Source organism: Methyloparacoccus murrellii (assembly GCF_054657115.1).
Genome location: NZ_BAAHXD010000042.1, coordinates 13,590 through 31,633, shown reverse-complemented (window position 1 = coordinate 31,633; position 18,044 = coordinate 13,590). Strand labels below are relative to the sequence as shown.

General features: G+C 66.2%; 13 protein-coding genes and 1 other RNA gene. 4 read left to right on the top strand and 10 right to left on the bottom strand.

Features of this window, described 5'->3' with window-relative positions:
* Window positions 1-158: 158 nt before the first annotated feature.
* Together ACYQ1H_RS12020 and ACYQ1H_RS12015 are read left to right on the top strand one after the other, a co-directional pair.
* Window positions 159-1,118: a carbohydrate ABC transporter permease gene (locus tag ACYQ1H_RS12020; protein ID WP_460028281.1), complete on the top strand. Its 960-nt coding sequence runs from the start codon at window positions 159-161 to the stop codon at window positions 1,116-1,118.
* Window positions 1,119-1,528: 410 nt separating this feature from the next.
* A complete protein-coding gene (locus ACYQ1H_RS12015; protein WP_460028280.1) occupies window positions 1,529-4,789 on the top strand; it encodes a PAS domain-containing protein in 3,261 nt (1,086 codons plus the stop codon).
* A gap of 14 nt (window positions 4,790-4,803) precedes the next feature.
* Here ACYQ1H_RS12015 and ACYQ1H_RS12010 read toward each other — a convergent pair whose 3' ends face one another.
* From ACYQ1H_RS12010 to rnpB, 10 genes are all read right to left on the bottom strand, one after another.
* Window positions 4,804-5,181 carry a YajD family HNH nuclease gene (locus tag ACYQ1H_RS12010; protein WP_460028279.1) on the bottom strand — a complete coding sequence of 126 codons (378 nt, stop codon included), beginning with the start codon at window positions 5,179-5,181 and terminating at the stop codon, window positions 4,804-4,806.
* A 91-nt stretch (window positions 5,182-5,272) separates the two neighbouring features.
* Window positions 5,273-5,686, bottom strand: a complete 414-nt coding sequence (gene arfB / locus ACYQ1H_RS12005; protein ID WP_460028278.1) for an alternative ribosome rescue aminoacyl-tRNA hydrolase ArfB — start codon at window positions 5,684-5,686, stop codon at window positions 5,273-5,275.
* A 2-nt stretch (window positions 5,687-5,688) separates the two neighbouring features.
* Window positions 5,689-6,480 carry a hypothetical protein gene (locus ACYQ1H_RS12000; protein WP_460028277.1) on the bottom strand — a complete coding sequence of 264 codons (792 nt, stop codon included), beginning with the start codon at window positions 6,478-6,480 and terminating at the stop codon, window positions 5,689-5,691.
* A gap of 173 nt (window positions 6,481-6,653) precedes the next feature.
* Complete coding sequence (locus tag ACYQ1H_RS11995; protein WP_460028276.1) at window positions 6,654-7,202, bottom strand: hypothetical protein; 549 nt, start codon at window positions 7,200-7,202, stop codon at window positions 6,654-6,656.
* A 137-nt stretch (window positions 7,203-7,339) separates the two neighbouring features.
* Window positions 7,340-7,648: a c-type cytochrome gene (locus tag ACYQ1H_RS11990; protein WP_460028275.1), complete on the bottom strand. Its 309-nt coding sequence runs from the start codon at window positions 7,646-7,648 to the stop codon at window positions 7,340-7,342.
* A 69-nt stretch (window positions 7,649-7,717) separates the two neighbouring features.
* Window positions 7,718-9,112: a sigma-54-dependent transcriptional regulator gene (locus ACYQ1H_RS11985; RefSeq protein ID WP_460028274.1), complete on the bottom strand. Its 1,395-nt coding sequence runs from the start codon at window positions 9,110-9,112 to the stop codon at window positions 7,718-7,720.
* Window positions 9,113-9,154: 42 nt separating this feature from the next.
* Entirely contained in the window at window positions 9,155-9,892 is a 738-nt protein-coding gene (locus tag ACYQ1H_RS11980) for a DUF2490 domain-containing protein (RefSeq protein ID WP_460028273.1), read from the bottom strand.
* 63 nt (window positions 9,893-9,955) lie between these two features.
* Window positions 9,956-11,836 carry a proton-conducting transporter transmembrane domain-containing protein gene (locus ACYQ1H_RS11975; protein ID WP_460028272.1) on the bottom strand — a complete coding sequence of 627 codons (1,881 nt, stop codon included), beginning with the start codon at window positions 11,834-11,836 and terminating at the stop codon, window positions 9,956-9,958.
* Window positions 11,833-14,502, bottom strand: coding sequence for a YbcC family protein (locus ACYQ1H_RS11970; RefSeq protein ID WP_460028271.1), 2,670 nt, complete (start codon window positions 14,500-14,502; stop codon window positions 11,833-11,835). The genes ACYQ1H_RS11975 and ACYQ1H_RS11970 overlap by 4 nt, the downstream gene beginning before the upstream one ends.
* 162 nt (window positions 14,503-14,664) lie before the next feature.
* Window positions 14,665-15,038: RNase P RNA component class A (gene rnpB / locus ACYQ1H_RS11965), an RNA gene on the bottom strand.
* Between the two features lie 442 nt (window positions 15,039-15,480).
* Here rnpB and ACYQ1H_RS11960 point away from each other — a divergent pair.
* Together ACYQ1H_RS11960 and ACYQ1H_RS11955 are read left to right on the top strand one after the other, a co-directional pair.
* Entirely contained in the window at window positions 15,481-16,839 is a 1,359-nt protein-coding gene (locus tag ACYQ1H_RS11960) for a Na(+)-translocating NADH-quinone reductase subunit A (RefSeq protein WP_460028270.1), read from the top strand.
* Window positions 16,839-18,044 carry an NADH:ubiquinone reductase (Na(+)-transporting) subunit B gene (locus ACYQ1H_RS11955; RefSeq protein WP_460028269.1) on the top strand — a complete coding sequence of 402 codons (1,206 nt, stop codon included), beginning with the start codon at window positions 16,839-16,841 and terminating at the stop codon, window positions 18,042-18,044. Before ACYQ1H_RS11960 ends, ACYQ1H_RS11955 begins: the two co-directional genes overlap by 1 nt.

Below are 18,044 nucleotides of genomic sequence, written 5' to 3'. Positions count from 1 at the left end.
AATAAGGATGTGGTGGTGACTGCCATGATCGATATTCAGGTTCTGAAGCGGGAGAGCAAAGGCTTGGCCAGCCTATTGGGTCGACGATGGGATCGAGTCCAATGTCAGTCAGGTTGCCTGCTTTGAATGGGCGAATAGCCGCGGCCTTGCGGGGCTTGATGCTCGGCGCATGGCTATCCCTGCTCGCGGCCTGTTCCGAGCCGACCGCCGACCGTACCCTGCATCTGTGGGCGATGGGACGCGAGGGCGAGGCGGTGCAGACATTGATGGCGGCTTTCGAGCACCGGCATCCCGGCGTCCGCGTGCAGGTGCAGCAGATTCCCTGGAGCGCGGCGCACGAGAAGCTGTTGACCGCCTACGCCGGCCAGGTACTGCCGGATATCGTCCAGCTGGGCAACACCTGGATAGCGGAATTCGCCGCCCTGGATGCGTTGCTGCCGCTGGATGACTGGCGGGCCGAGGCCGGGGACGCTTTTCCCGGCATTCTGGCCAGCAGTCAGGTAGAGGGGCGGTTGTTGGCGATGCCCTGGTATGTCGATACACGGCTGCTGCTCAACGCGCTGGCCGGCTATGCCTTCGCCAAGCTGCGCTTTGCCGGGCGCGAGCGGCTGTTCCGCGTCCTGCTGGCGGTCATGGTGATTCCCGGCCAGGCGGCCATGCTGCCCCTGTTCCTGATGCTGCGGGAGCTGGGGCTGATCAATACCTACGCCGGCGTGATCGTTCCCGGGGCGGCCAGCATCTTCGGCATCTTCCTGATCCGCCAGCACGCACAGAGCATCCCCGACAGCCTGCTCGACGCGGCGCGCATCGACGGCGCCGGGGAGCTGCGCATCTTCTGGTCGCTGGTGCTGCCGCTGTGCCGGCCCATCCTGGTGACGCTGGCGATGTTCACCTTCATGGGCAGCTGGAACGACTTCATGTGGCCGCTGATCGTCCTGACCGGCAGCGAACGGCACACCCTGCCGGTGGCGCTGGCCAATCTCCTGGGCGAGCATGTCCAGGACCCGGAACTGATGATGGCGGGCGCGGTGCTGACCACCCTGCCGGTGATCCTGCTGTTCCTGGCCCTCCAGCGCCACTATCTCGAAGGATTGGTCCAGGGCGGCGTCAAGGATTGAGCGGGCGGGGTGGCGGCGGCTGAATTGCCCGCCCGGCGCGCCGGCTGTGCTGGACTTTGCCGTCGTCCTCGCCGGTTCCGCAGGGCGCCGGCGCGCCTGCCCGAGGGGCGTGCCCGCTGTGCCCTTGCGGCAACTTGCCCTCCGGCCATGGATCCGCCATTTCCGATGGTCAGTATTTGGCAGAACTTTCGCCTTTTCCTCCAGCCTAAAATTACAGCATAAATAGCTGCAAGGCTTATGTACCGTGCCCTTGGGCGGGTGGTATCCGGGCAAGCCGCAGGCAATGCCGGCGGCCTCCCGCATGTGTGGCCATGCCCGGGCGCCCGGGCACGGTTGTGTTCCCGCGATCGCGATCGTCTCCACGTCAACTCCCTTTCGAGGTGCTCTTGCGAACGAAAGTTACCCGAGACATGCCATGCCTGTATCCGGAAAGCGGCATTCTGTTTGATTCGATACCGTTGGGTATCGTGATCCAGGATGCTGTCGGCGCCATCGTCGGCGCGAATCCCGCCGCCGAGCGGATACTCGGCTTGTCTCTCGACCAGATGCGCGGCAGGACATCGGCGGATTCCGGCTGGCATGCGGTCCGCGAGGATGGCTCGCCCTTTCCGGGATGCGAGCATCCGGCCATGGTGACGCTGAGGACCGGGCAGGCGGTCAACGACGTGGTGATGGGGATCCGCAGCCCGCGGGGGGAGGCGCTGACCTGGATCAACATCAAGTCGGTCCCGATCGACACCGGGGATGACCAGCCACCGGCCGGCGTCTACACGCTGTTCGAGGACATCACCGCGCGCAAGGCGGCCGAGGCCGAACTCAGGCTGCGTACCCATTTTCTCGAAGTCGCCCAGCGCATGGCGCAGCTCGGCTATTACGTCACCGACATCCAGGCCCAGCGCTGGGTCAGTTCGCCCATGCTCGACGAGGTGCTGGGTATCGACCAGGATTTCGACCGAACAGTCGAGAATTGGAGCCGTCTGGTGCATCCCGAGGATCGGCACAAGGCCACCGCCGAATTCACGCTGGCGGCGCAAGGCCGGCAGAATCTGCATCACCAGTACCGCATCATCCGGCCCCGGGACGGGCAGATATGCTGGGTCGACGCCTGGGGCAGCTTCGAATGCCGGGACGGGCAGGCCTGGTGCCTGATCGGGACCGTCAAGGATATTACCGAGCGCATGGAGGCCCAGCTGGAACTGGAGCGGCACCGGGATCAGCTGGAGCTGCTGGTGGCCCGGCGGGCCCGGGAACTGGAGAACAAGACCGAGGCGCTGGTCAGGACCTCCGAACGGTTGCGGCTGGCGATGGAAGCCACCCGGGATGGTCTCTGGGACTGGAGCCCGGTGACCGGCGAGTTCTATGCCAACGATGCCTTCTTCCGGATGCTGGGCTACGAGCGCCCGATGGGGGACCGCAATCTTCTCCCGCATGCGGTCGCCCTGCTGTCGCGTCGCGAGCGCAAGGCGGTCATCGGCCGCATCCAGCGGGAACTCCGGTCGGCAGGGCATTACGAGCTGGAGCTGCGCATGCGGGCGAGCAGTGGCGCCTACCGCTGGATATTGAGCCGCGGCCGGGTCGTCGAGCGCGACTCGCGGGGCGATCCGGTGCGAGTGGTCGGCACCCATGTCGACATCACCGAACGCAAGCAGGCCGAGCGCCAGATCCGGGAAAGCCGGGAGAAGCTCATGCTGGCCATCGACGGGGCGAGGCTGGGCACCTGGCACTGGGACATCCCGTCGAATGTGCTTCTCTGGTCCGATTACATGTGCGAACTGTTCGGCGCGCCTCCCGGCAGACCGTTGCGGTACGAAGGGTTTCTGGCCGCCCTGCATCCGGACGACCGCGAAAGCGTCGATGCCGCGATCCGCGCCTCCCTGGAGCGCGGTATCCACTACGAGAAGGAGTACCGCGTCGTCTGGCCCGATGGCTCCGAGCACTGGATACTCGGCGTGGGCCGCGTCTACCGGAATGCCGCCGGCCAGCCGCTGCGCATGGAAGGGGTGGTCAGCGACATCACCGAACGCAAGCAGGCGCAGCAGGAGCTGCAAGCCAAGACCCGGTTGCTGCAGGAGACGAACGACCGGCTGCGCAAGATGGCCGCACGGGTGCCCGGGATCATCTTCCAGTACCGGCTGCGGCCGGACGGCAGCTCCTGTTTTCCCTATGCCAGCGAGGCCATCCGCGATATCTACGGGGTCGAGCCGGCGGCGGTCAGGGAGGATGCCTCCCCGGTCTTCGCCACCCTGCATCCGCAGGACCTCGCGCCGGTCAGCGACTCGATCCGGCGTTCGGCGGAGGCGCTGGCCCCCTGGCAGATGGAGTATCGCGTGCTGGGCGGGGATGGCGCGGTGCGCTGGGTATTCGGCGATTCCGTGCCGGAACGGGAGGCGGATGGCAGCATCCTCTGGCACGGCTGCATCTACGACATCACCGAGCGCAAGCAGGCCGAGCTGGCGCTGCGGGAGCTCAACCTCTCGCTGGAGCAGAAGGTCCAGGAGCGGACCGCCCAGCTGGCCGCCGCCAGCGCCGCCAAGACGCAGTTCCTCGCCCACATGAGCCACGAGATCCGCACGCCCATGAATGCTGTCCTGGGGCTGGCGCAGCTGCTCAGTCGTGAGCCCCTGTCGCCCGGGCAGCTGACCATGGTCCGGCATCTTGGCGAGGCGGGCGACGCGCTGCTCAACATCATCGACGACATTCTCGACTTCTCCAAGATCGAGGCGGGACAGCTGCGCATCGATGTGCAGGCCTTCAGCGTGGCGACGGTGCTGGAGCGGGTGCGTCATCTGTTCCAGAATTCGGCTGCCGCCAAGGGGCTGGATTTCCGCGTCAATTCGCCGGCCGCGACGGCGCTCGGCACCCTGCGGGGCGATCCGCGCCGCATCGAGCAGATACTCATCAATCTCTTGGGCAACGCGATCAAGTTCACCGCGACGGGCGGCGTCGAGCTGGTGATCCTGCCCCAGGCCTCGGCCGACGATGCGGTGCGCCTGCGCTTCGAGGTGCGGGATACCGGGATCGGCGTGGCGCCCGAGGCGTTGTCCCGCCTGTTCCAGCCGTTCAGCCAGGGCGATGCCAGCATCACCCGCCGTTTCGGCGGTACCGGCCTGGGATTGGCGATCAGCCAGCGGCTGGTGAGGCTGATGGGGGGAACCCTCGGCGCCGAGAGCAGGCCGGGCCAGGGCAGCACTTTCTGGTTCGAACTCCCCTTCGCGCGCGACGGGGAATCGCCGCCGGTGCCCGTTGCAGCGCCGTCGCCGGTCGGTGCCCGGCTCGCGGGCTTGCGGGTGCTGGCGGTCGACGACAATCGCATCAACCTGCTGGTGCTGGCGCGGGCGCTCCAGCAGGCGGGCGCCCTGACGATCCTGGTCGCTGATGGTCAGCAGGCGCTCGACAGGCTGCGTGCCACGCCCGACGGTTTCGACGTGGTGCTGATGGACATCCAGATGCCGGTCATGGACGGCCTCACGGCCACCCGCGAGATTCGCCGGGACGCCGATCTCGCCCATCTGCCGGTCATTGCGCTGACGGCCGGGGTGCTGGCCGAGGAACGCGAGGCCGCGCTGCGGGCCGGGGTCGACGATTTTCTGGCCAAGCCGCTGGACATGGCGCGCCTGCAGGACCGGCTGTCCCGCTATCTCGGCAGCGCGCGCGAGGCGGCCGTGGTCTGACGGCGGCGCCGGCTTCAGGCTTTTTTCAGCAGGGCTTCCAGACCGGCGAAGGCCTTGTGGGTCGTGCCGGTGCCGTTGCCGGGGCGATCGTCGCCGTAAAGACCGGCGTTGTTGTAGCGGGAATGCTCGTCGTCATGGCAATACAGGCACAGCAGCTCCCAGTTGCTGCCGTCCAGCGGGTTGTCGTCGTGATTGTGGTTGCGGTGGTGGACGGTCAGCTCGTGCAGGCTCTGCTGGTTGAACTCGCGGGTGCAGCGACCGCAGACCCAGGGATACATCTTCAGCGCCCGCTCGCGGTAGCCTTTCTCGCGTTCCTCCTTATCGCGGCGGGCATTGGCGACGACCTGATCGAGCTTGCTGTGGTTGAGGCCGCCTCGGCGTCGTATGGCCATGGTTTTCTCCTGTCGGCTGGAAGGTTGGGGGGGTGCGACCGGCACCGCGGGGGTCCGGTCGATACGAGCGGCAAAGATAGCCGTGCGGCGCTCAATCGGCCAGTCGTGTGCGTTGCCGCTTGGTGTCGGCGCGCCGTTTCTTGTCGCTCAGGCGCCTTTCCCGGGCGGCGCGGCCGGGCCGCGTCGGCTGGCGGATTTTGCCCGGTTTCGCCGTCGCCCGGATCAGCGAGACCAGCCGCTCCAGCGCGTCGGCGCGATTGCGTTCCTGGCTGCGGTGGGTCTGGGCCTTGATGACGATCGTGCCGTTCCGGGCCAGTCGCCGGTCACCGAGTTCCAGCAGGGCGCATTTGTACGCCTCGGGCAGGCTGGAGGCCCGGATGTCGAAGCGCAGCTGAACCGCGGTGGCCAGCTTGTTGACGTTTTGTCCGCCCGGACCCTGGGCGCGGACGGCGGTGAACACGATGTCTGTCAGCGGCAGGGCGATGCCGGGCGCGATGCGCAGCACGGTCAATACAGGTAGAGGCGGTAGTCGTCGGCGTTCCGCACCGGTTGCGGGGTCAGCTGGCGCTGGCCCAGCCAGATGCGTTCGGCCGGGCGCAGGCAGCGCAGGGTCAGGCGCTCCCGCCAGCGCAGCGCGGGGGCGGCGACGGGGCCGTCGCGCCATGGTTGCCATTGGCCGAATGCCCGGGTCCAGGCTTCCGCCTGGCGGCAGCGGCGGATATGGATGGGGTCCCAGCCATACCAGTCCGGCGGCGTTTCCACCCAGCCGGTCCGGTAGCGCTGGCGCAGGGCCCGCATGCCGGCATCGAGCCGGGCGATTTCATTCTGCAGGCCGGACCATTCGGCCGGATGGCCGGGAAAGAGCAGGCGCCGGGCCAGTTCGAAGCGCAGCGGCGTCAGTCGGGCCAGGCTGGCCATCGGCAGTGACATCAGCACGCTGTCGCTGCCGCGATGCCGAAGCCGGCGCAGGAGGGTCTCCAGTCCGTCGAGCAGGGTCTCCGCCGATATGCCATAGACCAGGTCGTTGCCCAGGTCGGCGATGACGGCCAGCGGCGGTGTCTGGCCGGATCGTTCCGCCAGGTGCTGCCAGAGTCCGCAGTCGAGGATGCCGGGCAGGGCGCGTCCCGCGAACCGGCTCCAAGAGCCGTAGGCGCGGCCATGTCCCATCGCCACGACGAGGTCCAGTGGTGTTCCGAGCCCGCCGCGCAGCAGATCCGGCAGCTTCGGGAAAGCCCGCGCCAGGTTGCTGGCGCCGAGCAGGATGATGGTCCGGCGCGGTGGCTCCGGTGCCGGATTCATGCGGGTTGCCGGGCGGTCATGCCGTACGTGGGGGCGTCAGCCCGGCATGCGCCAGGCGCTTCGTGCGTGAGTCATGGCAACCGGGCGATCAGGGATGCCGGCCCGTCATGGCGAAGGCGGCCTCGAAGGCCGCCTTGCCTGCCGTTACCCATGCTGGCCGGATCGGCCCGGCATCACTTCTTCATGACGCTTGCGGGATTGACATCGCGCGGCAGGATTGGCGTTTCGGTACTGATCTTGAGATCGGACAGCAGGTTGAGTTCGTTCTCGATCTGCAGGAACTGGCCGGCGATGGTGGCCGAGGTGGCCTTCTTGATGCGCTCGTAGTACTTGCGGAACAGGTCGTTGCGGTCGTCGCGGATCTTGAGTGAACGGCGCGCCAGGTTGTCGGCGATGTCGTCGTTCATGTTGTCGTAATTGGCGGCGTAGTCGCGGATGATGCTGTAGCGCTCGTCGTAGATTTTCTTGAGCTCGGCCTCGTAGGCGTAGTACTCGCGCCAGAAGCCGTCATGCTCGGACGAGCTCAGGTTCAGGGCCTTCTCGATCAGTGCCACCTTCTTCTCGCGGTACTTGGCACGGTCGGCGTCCAGCGCCTTCATTTCCGGATCGTTGGCGGAAATGGGGGTCAGCGGCTTGGGGGTCATGTTGCAGCCGGCCAGCATGACGGAAGCCAGCAGGGATGCCGACAGGAGGCGGCGAGTGATTCCAGAGCGGTTGTTCATGATGTGTTGTCCTTCTTGTGGGTTGCTCGGCATGGCCTCGGGGTGGCTGCCAGGGTGTCGCGGCCGGGTGTCCCCGGACGGGACCGGTCGCCGCAAGGCGGCATTCTATCCCACGCGATGACTTTTCGGGCTTGACTTCACAGCGGCTTCTGGTCGAAGTGATAGAAGCTCTTATTGAGGTAGTACAGCACGTCCTCGATCTCCTCGCGGGTCCACGGGTTGCCGGTGTGCGAGGCCCAGTCCCGGATCCGTCCACGCAGGGCATCCAGGGTCTTGAGCTTGCGGTTGCGGGCGTGCATCAGGTCCTCGTGGCAGGACTGGCAGTGGTGGTTGTAGAGCTCCTGGCCACGGGCGAAATTCTGTGCCTGTGCGGCCGGTTGGCCGAGCAGCAGTGCCAGGACGACGCCGGCCGGGATGGCCGGCAGGGCGGCAGGACGTTTGGACATGGTGAGGACTCCTTGCGGTTGCGCCGGGACTTCAGACTATACCAGCAGCCCGCATCCGGAAGCCGGGCCTCAGGGAGTCTCCTTCAGCCCGTACTTGCGCACCCGGTAGCGCAGCGTTTCCCGTGTCGTTCCCAGGGCGCGGGCGGCGCCGGTGACGTTGCCGTGATGGCGATTGAGCGTGGTCTCGATGATGTAGCGGTCCATGTCGTCGAGGTCCATGCTGCCGTCCAGCGGTATGAACAGCCCGTCCGGCGTCGCGCCCGGCATGAAGGGCCCCGAGGGCGTCTGCCGGCTTGGCAGTTGCAGCCACTGGCCGGGAAAGACGGGGCCATCGGCAAACAGGACGCAGCGCTCGACCACGTTGCGCAGCTCGCGCACGTTGCCCGGCCAGTCGTGGGCGCGCAGCTCGGCCCAGACCTTGTCCGCGATGACCCGCACCTGCTTGCCGGCCTTGGCGTTCAGCTCGGCGACGAACAGCGGCACCAGCTCGTCGAGGTCCTCCTTGACCTCGCGCAGTGGCGGCAGGTTGAGCCTGAAGACGCTGAGCCGATGGAACAGGTCGCTGCGGAAGGTGCCTTCGCGCACCATTTCCTCCAGGTTGCGGTGGCTGGCGGCCAGCACCTGCACGTCGACCTTGATTTCCCGCTCCGAGCCCAGGCGGCGGAACTTGCGGTCCTCGATGGCCTTGAGCAGTTTCGCCTGGAGGTCGAGCGGCATCTCGCCGATCTCGTCCAGGAACAGGGTGCCGCCGTCAGCCTGCTCGATCAGTCCCCGGTGGCGGCCGGTGGCGCCGGTGAAGGCGCCGGCCTCGTGACCGAACAGCTCGGACTCCAGGATTTCCCGCGGCAGGGCGGCGCAGTTGAGTTCGACCAGCGGCTGGGTGCCGCGCTTGCCGCCATGGTGGAGGATGCGCGCGACCAGTCCCTTGCCGGTGCCGGTCTCGCCGGCAATGATGATCGCGCTGAAGGGCACATGCGTCAGCCGCGCCAGCATGTCCCGGACCTCCTGGGCGCGGGCGCTCTTGCCGACGAAGGTTTCCGGCGAGTACTTGCGGTGGCCGATCTCGGCCTGTTCGAGCAAGCGCCGTTGCGCCAGGGCGCTGCGCGCGGCGCTGGCCATGACCAGATCCAGCCGGTCCATTTCGCAGGGCTTTTCGAGGAATTCGTAGGCGCCCAGGCGCAGCGCCCGGACCGACTCGGGCACGCTGCCATAGCCGGTCAGGAACAGCCACTCGCCGTGCGGCAGCCGGCCCTTGTAGGTTTCCATCAGGTCCAGGGCGTTGCCGTCCGGCAGGTTCATGTCGGACAGCACCAGTAGGGGTTCCAGATGCTGTTCCTCCAGCAGCTGGCGCGCCTCGGCCAGGTTGTTGGCCCATTCGACTTCCCAGCCGGCCTTGCTGTAGTGGCGGCTGAGCTCGTTGCCGAGCAGGGGTTCATCCTCGATGATGAGTAGCGTATTGGGCATGGAGTGAAGGCGGTTGGGTGGTGTCGGGGTGGCGGCTGTCCCTCAGTCCGGTACGTCGACGTACAGATTGAGCGAGAGCACGTTGAAGATGCGGTCGTAGACCAGATCGCGGTTGATGTACTGGTTCATGTAGCCGATCTCGGTACGGAAGGCGGTATCGAACTTGTAGCCCACGCCGACGAACACGCGATTCTGGTCGAAGCCGGCCACCGGTCCCCAGTCCACGGTGTTGGCGTTGATGAAGAGTTCGTCCCAGCCCACCAGGGACCAGGACGGGTTCAGGGGATAGGATAACCGCAACATTTCCCGGAAGCGGACGGCGGTGCCGGAGCCGACGTTGACGGTGCGCTGTTCGAGCCGGGAGCGGGACTGGAAGGCGCCGGCCAGCGTCGTGGCGGCATAGGTGTACTGTTCCCAGGCCCGGTTCTCATTGGTGGGCTCGCGGGCCAGGGGCGGTATGGCATAGGCGAAGGCGTAGCCGACATGCAGCGCGTGATGCTCGTCGAAGCGGTAGCCGATGGCGTCGTGGGTAATCACGCTGGAGACCTGATATTCCTGTCCCGAGGGTGGAAACGGCCGCGCCGTCTCGGTCGTTCGCAGGGAGACGTCGCCGTAGTACACCCAGGGCGAATCCTTGGCAAACCGGCCGTTGACGATCACGTTGGTCCAGGTGCCGAACAGCTGTTCGGTCCCTTCGTGGGTGTCGGCAGCCGGCAGCGACTGGCAGGCGAGGAGCAGCGGGGTGATCCGCAGGGCGAGTTGAGGCTGTCTGGTCGGCATGAGGGATGGTGTGTCCGTGAGGCGATGCTGGCCAGATTATATCGATCCGAAATCTTTTGTGGGTCATGACGCTGGCCTCGCCGAGCGCAGCTCGGTCGGGCGTCCCGCGCAGAGCCGCATGTAAACGCCGGAGAGCGAGATGCCGTTGAGCACCAGCGCTACCGTGATCAAGGGGGCCAGCCAGGCGTGCTCGCCGCTGACGTGGTACAGCAGCAGATCCTGGCCGAGAAACGCCGGCGTCAGCGGGAAACCGACCAGCCCGAGGAATGCCAGCAGGAGCAGCAAGGCCAGGCCGGGGCGCCACTCGTCCATGCCGCGGAACTGGAACGGATTGTCGCCGGCGGGATGGCACTGCTCCATGCGCCGGATGACCCACAGGCCGAGCAGCCAGGCGCCCAGGATGCCGCCGAGGAAGATTTCCACGTACCCGCGGGCATCCCCGCCCGCCAGCCAGGTCGCCACCGGCGCCAGCAGGCTGCTGAGTCCGGCCTGGGTCCATGTGCGCAGCGGTTGCCGTTTGCGGGTGAAGGCCAGCAGTGCCAGACAGCACATGGCGAGGGCGGCAAGCAGGCCCAGGTAGGGGCGGGGGGACAGGTCCAGTGCCGCGAGGGTGAGGATCAGCGCCACCGCGGCCACGATCCCGCCATGGCGGACCCGGCTGCCGAGCCGGCCCAGGCGCAGCCCCAGGGCGCGGAAGGAATCCCACAGCAAGGCGCGTACCCGCATTTCAAGGTTGAACTCCTGCAGGGCGACGACCAGCAGCGTGTTCTGCAGCGCATCCGGCAGCGCTTCGCGCAGGCTCAGTGGCAGCGACGCCGCCATCGGGCTGGTGCGCAGATCGAAGGCAACGTCGGTGGCGCCGGCTTCCCGCAGCCGGTAGGTCACCACCGAGGGCGATACCAGCAGCTGATAGCAGCGCAGGCAGGCATTGCCGAAGCAGTGGGTCAGCGCCAGGGTCTCGAAGCCGAGACCCAGCTCGATGAACATGAGTCCCACCTGGGCGATCGAGGCGTAGGCGATCTGGCCCTTGATGTTGGCCTGCATCTGCTCCGACAGCACCGCCACCAGCACCGTGAGCCCGCCGATGACGACGATCAGCAGGCGGGCGGCCCAGGAGGACGCCCAGATCGGCTGGGTCCGCAACAGCAGGAACACCCCGAGATGGATGGACAGCGCGCCGTAGAACATGGCGCTGGACGGGGTCGGACCTTCCATGGCGCGGGGAATCCAGAAGCAGAAGGGAAACTGCGCCGACTTGCCTGCTGCCGCCAGGATCAGCAGCAGGGAAAGACCCAGCAGCGCCAGCTGGCCGGCCGGCGGCGAGCCGTCGCCCATGGCCGCCGCCAGCTCGCTGAAATGGTTGTGGCCCTTGAGAAGCAGGTCGATCAGCAGGGCCGCCAGCAGCAGCCCGAAATCGCACAGCCGGTAGATGCTGTAGGCGCGCAGGGCGTTGCGGATGGGCTGATAGCGGTGACGGTAGAAGGCGATCAGCAGGAACGAGGAGATGCCGACAATTTCCCAGCCGGCGAACAGCAGGTCGAGCATGCCGGAAAAGATCACCAGCTGGACGCCGAAGATGAAGCCGAAGATGGTGACGAAGAAGCGACGGTAGCCCGGCTCCCGGTGCAGGTAATGGCGGCAATAGCGGACGATGACCGAGAACACCAGCCAAGTGCAGAGCAGGTAGACGGCGCCGATGTGGTCGAAATAGAACAGGATCGTCAGCTGATAGTCGCCTTGGCGGAACAGTGTCAGCCAGGGATATTCGTGACGGGGAAAGCCGAGCCGTGCCCATGTCGCCAGCAGCCCGAGGACGGCCAGCCCCAGCAGGCGCGTGGTCCAGCGGCTGATCCGGGCGATGCGGCTTTCGCGCTGGCCCGCGACCAGCATGAGCAGAATGCCGGCCAGGGGCAGCAGCTGGCAGGCCAGGATCAGCGGATTCATGCGCGTCTCCCGGTCAGCCGGTGGACCGGTATGGTCTCGGTGTGTCCCGCATAGATGTCGTGCGAGTGGCGGGCCGTGGGCGTCCTGAAGTCCTCGGGCAGCCGGACCGCTTCCCAGTCACCGGACCGGTACAGGCGGCTCGCGCGGGTGTCGGGGTCGATCGCTGCCAGCCGGACCCACTCATTGTCCAGCCAGTCGCGCATCGATCCGAGCCGGGCGATGGCGGCATCCAGCAGGCTGGTCATCTGCTCGACAACGATCAGGAGGCGCGCGGGCTCGTGCACCTCGATCATCTGTGCCGGCAGCCCGGTTCGCAGGTCGCCCTCCATGCCGTTGGCGACGCCCAGGAGCCCGACGACGTTGTGCGGCAGCTTGCTGCCGGCTCCGTACATGGCGTTGTCGATGCGCGAGAACAGGTATTCCAGGTTGATGCCGCCGCAGACCGGCATCACGGTTGCCAGGATGCGCGCGAGTGTGGACCCGTCGGTATCCGTCGACGGGTCGTAGGAGTGCAGGAACGCGCGCCGGTCCAGGAACAGTCCCGCCGTCAGGGCGCGCCGTCCGACCACGCAGTACAGGTTGTTCGAGTGGTTCAGCTCCGGTCGCGGCTCGAAGATGGAGCCGGCGCGCGCCCTGACATGGGCGATGGCCGCGGCCTTGCCGAGGGCGCTCGGGGCGAGCTCGAACCAGCGGCAGCGTTCGTGCGCGTTGCGCCGCAGCGCCAGCGCCATGGTGGTCCGGAAGCGCGACAGGGATTCCGGGGCGGGATCGGGCCAGCTCTGGGTGTCGAGGTAGCTGATCCGGTCGCGGCTGGTGTCGTGCAGGGCTGCCACGAACAGGGTGGCGGGCGGGATGTCGATGCCGCGGGCGCGCAGCAGGCTGCGCACCTTTGCATCGTTGGCCATGCCGGCGAAGGCGCGCGCATTGGGTGCGCCGGGCTTGCCCGCGCAGGCGCCGCAATCGTAGGCGGCGAAGTGCGGGTTGTTGGTGCTGCTGGAACCGTGCGCGACCACGACCACCAGCGGCGCGAATGCCTTTATCAGGCCGATGCTGCGCAGCAGGCTTTCGAGCCGATCGGCCATTTCCGCATGCGAGAACCCCAGCAGGCGACCGTCCGCCGACGGTTGGTCGGTCTCGCGGACGAGATGCAGGCGACTGTGGGATTCCACCGTGCCGAGCTTTCCCAGACGGAGCAGTTCGGCGCCCGGGCGGAACACGTCCCAGGCCATCTTGGCCGCGTAGCCGAGACCTCCTGTCTGGGTCAGCAGCCAGCCGCGCAGCCAGGACTGCCGCCGCAGGGGTTGCAGGCGGGGGCGGGACCTTGCCGGCACCGCGCCAGTGCCGGACTCGACCACCAGATGGCCGGGCTTGACAGATGCGGGACATTGCGAGGCCGGGTAGATGTCGTCGCTACCCTTGTAGAAGAAATCGATGCCGAAATAGCCGGCAACACCGAACGTCTCGATGTCCGGGTCGATTTCCTCCAGGTGGCGCCGCAGCGAGCATTCCCGGTCGTCGAGGCAGAACAGCGCCTGGGCCTGTGGATGCCGCTGCCGGTCCTGGTCGGCGGGCGTTTGGCCCAGGGCCTGGAGCAGCTCGGCATGCAGCGAAAATTCCATCGCCTCGTGCCAGACCCGCAGCGTGCGGGGAACCTTTGCCTCGCTCAGCACCGTCGCGAAGGAATCCGACTGCTCGATGCCGGGCGTTGCCGAAACGGAGCGGAACTGGCGGCCGCGCCTGAGATTCAGGATCGCCAGTTCCATCGCCAGTTCGACCGCCAGGTATTCCTTGAGACTGATGGCGCGGCGTGACAGCAGGCTGTCCGGGTACCGCTCGATGACGCGCACCATGCCCGACCAGCCGGGATGGGCCAGTGCCATCTCGAGAAGGTAGCCGCCGTAGAGGCTTTCGTCGCCGACGATGCGTTCCAGGCAATGCAGCAGTGCCTCGTCGACCGGCAGGCGGATCACCGACCGCGCTTCCGGCTCGGCGAACGGATACAGCGGAATGAAGCTGTCCTCGACCAGGCGCCAGACGCAAGGCCACAGCGATTCGCCCGGGCGGGCCACGGTCCAGCGGCTGACGCCCTGGTCGAGGAAATTGGCCGTCAACCGGAACAGCAGGGGGTGCACCTGGGCATCGAGGTTGACTTCGAGGCGGCTCAGCCAGGTTTTGCGCATGCCATGCAGCGCCAGCGAGGGCGGCGGATAGTGGGCTTCCGGATCGGCGGCGAACAGCGATGCCCGCAGTGCCATGCGCCGGTCGGGGTCGGGTTCGTTCCGCGCGACCGCCCAATCGATGGCGAACTCATGGATGCGCCCACGCCGATGACGGGCCTGGTAGTCGCTCAGGGGCAGGTAGCTGCGCGCCCCGTAAACCTGCGCTGCCAGTGCGACGGCCTCGTGGAATGGACGGTTCTGCAGCACATGCAGGGGATTGTGATGAATGAAGTCCTTCAGCGGGCTCTGGGTGGGCAGCCAGCGGGCGATGCCGTCGATGGCGTCATCCAGCCGGAAGCGGATACCAGTCGCCGGTCCGTTGTCAGCGACGCTGGCGGGGGGGACTCCAGGCGCGCCGGCCGGGTTCCGGTTGGCGGGTCGACTGGTCGCGAGTGCATGGCGGGTCATGGTGAGGATGTTCTCGGAGCCGGTAATGCCGAGCTCCATGCGATTTGCGTGCCATCCTCCGGTGTGCGGTCAAGTCCTTGACATGGCTCGGGCGACGCCGGAGTCGTATGGTGTCGATGCGATCCGGCAAGGGGGCAAAAGAACCACCATGCGGCGTGCTGCCGGCCCGGGAGCGTGGCGTTGCGGGTGCTGTGACGGGAGGGGTGGAGTCAGCCGATAAGCCGGGTTCTGTCGTGGGCAGCCATTCATCTGGGACGCCGCTCGCGCGGCGCCTCTAGCGACCTACCCGGGAGCCGTGCGGACCACACGTCCGGGGTCGAGCCCCGATGCCCCCCTATTTGGTCTTGCTTCGGACGGGGTTTACCCTGCCACTTCCGTTGCCGGAAGCGCGGTGCGCTCTTACCGCACCATTTCACCCTTACCCCACTGGCGGTTGCCAGACGGGCGGTATCTTTTCTGTGGCACTTTCCGTGGGCTCGCGCCCCCCAGGCGTTACCTGGCGTCCTGTCCTCCGAAGCCCGGACTTTCCTCCCCCCCGGCGCATGCGCCGGGAGAGTGGCTGCCTGGCCGACTCCGGGCCGCAGTCTAGGGAACTTGCCGGCGTTTGGCCAGCCCGGGCGCGGCTGGCTTGCCGCGTAGAGACGGGATCGTGCCTGCTGTGTATGATTGGTTTCGCGGCGAATCCATCTGCTGGCAATGGCGGCAGTGCCCGGTTGATGCTCGCGTCAGGGCGATGCCATCGCCGGGGTCTGTCGGGTGTCGTGGGGCGGCTTGCGTTTCATTGAGCTTGCCGGGTGTTTGTGATTTAATTTCGGCGTTTTAGCCGTTGTTCGCGGGTTCTTGCGCCAGTCGATGCGTGGGCGGGTTCCGGTGGGGCATTTGTGCCGTCAGCACGGGTGCCGCCTGGCCAGGCAATGGAGCCAAACTTCAAGAAATTCAACGTTTCAGTCGCGGCCTTTCCTCATTCCTGGCGGCGATTGTTGTGCCTATAGTTTTTGCGTTCTATTGGGCTTGCCTATGCAAATCAACACGAAAAAAGGTCTGGACTTGCCCATTGCGGGCGAGCCGGAACAGGTCATCTACGGCAACGGCGGTGCCGTCAGGTCGGTTGCCCTGCTTGGGCCTGACTACGTCGGGCTGAAACCGTCCATGAAAGTGGCCGAGGGCGACAAGGTAAAGTTGGGTGATGTGCTGTTCGCGGACAAGCAGTACCCGGAGGTTGTCTATACCGCCCCGGGTGCCGGCGTGGTCAAGGCCATCAACCGCGGCGAGCGGCGGGCGCTCAATTCGGTCGTCATCGAGCTGAGCGGCAACGACGCCGTGAAGTTCAAGGCCTATGCCGCCGCCAAGCTGGCGACCCTGACCGGTGAGCAGGTCCGCGAGAACCTTCTGGCATCGGGCTTGTGGACCACGCTGCGTACCCGTCCCTACAGCCGGGTGCCGAATCCCGCCTCGATGCCGCATTCTCTGTTTGTGACGGCCATCGACACCAACCCGCTCGCGGCCAGGCCGGAAGTCGTCATCGCCGAGCGCTCCGCCGACTTCCAGAATGGCCTGATGGTCATCGCCAAGCTGACCGAGGGGCGCGTTTTTCTGTGCAAGTCTCCGGGCGCGGACATCGCGGTGCCGGAACTGGCGTCGTTGCAGGTCGTCGAGTTCGAGGGTCCGCATCCCGCCGGTCTGGTCGGTACGCATATCCACTACCTGGATCCGGTGGGGCCGAACAAGACCGTCTGGCATCTGGATTATCAGTCCGTGATGGCGATCGGCAGCCTGTTCACGACGGGCAGGCTGAACGTCGAGCGTGTCGTTTCCCTGGCAGGCTCCATGGTCAGCCACCCGCGGCTGCTCAAGACCCGGGCTGGCGCCTGCCTGTCCGATCTGGTCCGCGGGCAGCTCAAGGACGGGGACACGCCGCGCGTCATTTCCGGTTCCGTGCTGCATGGCCGCCAGGCGGAAGGCTGGTCCGATTACCTGGGGCGCTTCCACAATCAGGTCTCGGTGATTGCCGAGAATCATGATCGCGAGTTCATGGGCTGGGTGGCGCCGACCGGCAACAAGTACTCGTTCCTGAATGTGCTGCTGACCAGTCTGCCAAAAATGCGCGGCCGCAAGTTCAGCTTCAATACGAACAAGTACGGTAGTCCCCGTGCCATCGTGCCGGTGGGTGTGTTCGAGGACGTCGTGCCGCTGGATATCCTGCCGACCCAGCTGCTGCGCTACCTCATCGTTGGCGACACCGACATGGCGCAGGCACTGGGCGCGCTGGAACTGGACGAGGAGGATCTGTCCCTGTGTACGTTCGTGGATCCCGGCAAGCATGACTTTGGACCGGTCCTGCGCAAGAACCTGACCCAAATTGAGAAGGAGGGCTAATGGCCAGTACCCGCGAATTCCTGGATAAGCTCCATCCTCACTTCGTGAAGGGTGGACGCTTCGAAAAGCTTTATCCCGTCTACGAGATGGTGGACACGTTCCTGTACAGTCCACCCGATGTGACGGCCGGCGCCACTCATGTCCGCGACGCCATCGACCTCAAGCGGGTCATGACCTATGTCTGGATCGCCGCCCTGCCATGCATGCTGATGGCGCTGTTCAATACCGGTTATCAGGCCAATGCCGCCATGCAGGCGCTGGGGCTTGGCGAAGTGCCCGGCTGGCGCGGCGCGGTCGTCAATCTGTTCGGTCACAATCCCTACAACCCCCTGTCCGATCTGGTCCACGGGGCCATGTACTTCCTGCCGGTCTACATCGTGACGCTGGTGGCGGGCGGTATCTGGGAGGTGCTGTTTGCCGTCGTGCGCAAGCACGATGTCAACGAGGGCTTCTTCGTGTCCTCGATACTCTACGCGCTGACCTTGCCCCCGAGCACTCCCCTGTGGCAGGTGGCGCTGGGTATTTCCTTTGGCGTGGTGATCGGCAAGGAGGTGTTCGGCGGAACCGGCAAGAATTTCCTCAACCCGGCCCTGACCGGCCGCGCGTTCCTGTATTTCGCATATCCCGCCTCGATGTCTGGTGATGCGGTATGGACGGCGGTCGACGGTTTCACCGGCGCCACGGCCTTGGGTCACGCCGCCATGGGGGGCATTCAGGCCATCCGTGACGCGGGCATTTCCTGGTGGTCCACCTTCCTGGGCTTCGAGCAGGGCTCGATGGGCGAGACCTCCACCCTGGCCTGCCTGATCGGTGCCGCATTCCTCATCTATACCCGCATTGCCAACTGGCGCATCATGGCCGGCGTGATGATCGGCATGATCGCCACTTCGACCCTGTTCAATATCATCGGCAGTTCGTCCGACGCGATGTTCGCGATGCCGTGGTACTGGCACCTGACCTTGGGCGGTTTCGCTTTCGGTACCGTGTACATGGCCACCGATCCGGTCAGCGCAGCCCATACCAATACCGGTCGCTGGATATTCGGGGCGCTGATTGGTTTCATGACCGTACTGATCCGGGTCGTCAACCCGGCTTTCCCCGAAGGCATCATGCTGGCGATCCTGTTCGCCAACATCTTCGCGCCGCTGATCGATTATGCCGTCATCAAGATCAACATAGCCAGGAGGGTAAAGCGCTATGCCTGA

Excerpts from the sequence above, each read along its gene's own strand:
- ACYQ1H_RS12020 (WP_460028281.1), top strand. The coding sequence starts at position 159 with ATGCTCGGCGCATGGCTATCCCTGCTCGCGGCCTGTTCCGAGCCGACC.
- ACYQ1H_RS12015 (WP_460028280.1), top strand. The coding sequence starts at position 1,529 with ATGCCATGCCTGTATCCGGAAAGCGGCATTCTGTTTGATTCGATACCG.
- ACYQ1H_RS12010 (WP_460028279.1), bottom strand. The coding sequence starts at position 5,181 with ATGGCCATACGACGCCGAGGCGGCCTCAACCACAGCAAGCTCGATCAG.
- ACYQ1H_RS12000 (WP_460028277.1), bottom strand. The coding sequence starts at position 6,480 with ATGAATCCGGCACCGGAGCCACCGCGCCGGACCATCATCCTGCTCGGC.
- ACYQ1H_RS11995 (WP_460028276.1), bottom strand. The coding sequence starts at position 7,202 with ATGAACAACCGCTCTGGAATCACTCGCCGCCTCCTGTCGGCATCCCTG.
- ACYQ1H_RS11990 (WP_460028275.1), bottom strand. The coding sequence starts at position 7,648 with ATGTCCAAACGTCCTGCCGCCCTGCCGGCCATCCCGGCCGGCGTCGTC.
- ACYQ1H_RS11985 (WP_460028274.1), bottom strand. The coding sequence starts at position 9,112 with ATGCCCAATACGCTACTCATCATCGAGGATGAACCCCTGCTCGGCAAC.
- ACYQ1H_RS11980 (WP_460028273.1), bottom strand. The coding sequence starts at position 9,892 with ATGCCGACCAGACAGCCTCAACTCGCCCTGCGGATCACCCCGCTGCTC.
- ACYQ1H_RS11975 (WP_460028272.1), bottom strand. The coding sequence starts at position 11,836 with ATGAATCCGCTGATCCTGGCCTGCCAGCTGCTGCCCCTGGCCGGCATT.
- ACYQ1H_RS11970 (WP_460028271.1), bottom strand. The coding sequence starts at position 14,502 with ATGGAGCTCGGCATTACCGGCTCCGAGAACATCCTCACCATGACCCGC.
- ACYQ1H_RS11960 (WP_460028270.1), top strand. The coding sequence starts at position 15,481 with ATGCAAATCAACACGAAAAAAGGTCTGGACTTGCCCATTGCGGGCGAG.
- ACYQ1H_RS11955 (WP_460028269.1), top strand. The coding sequence starts at position 16,839 with ATGGCCAGTACCCGCGAATTCCTGGATAAGCTCCATCCTCACTTCGTG.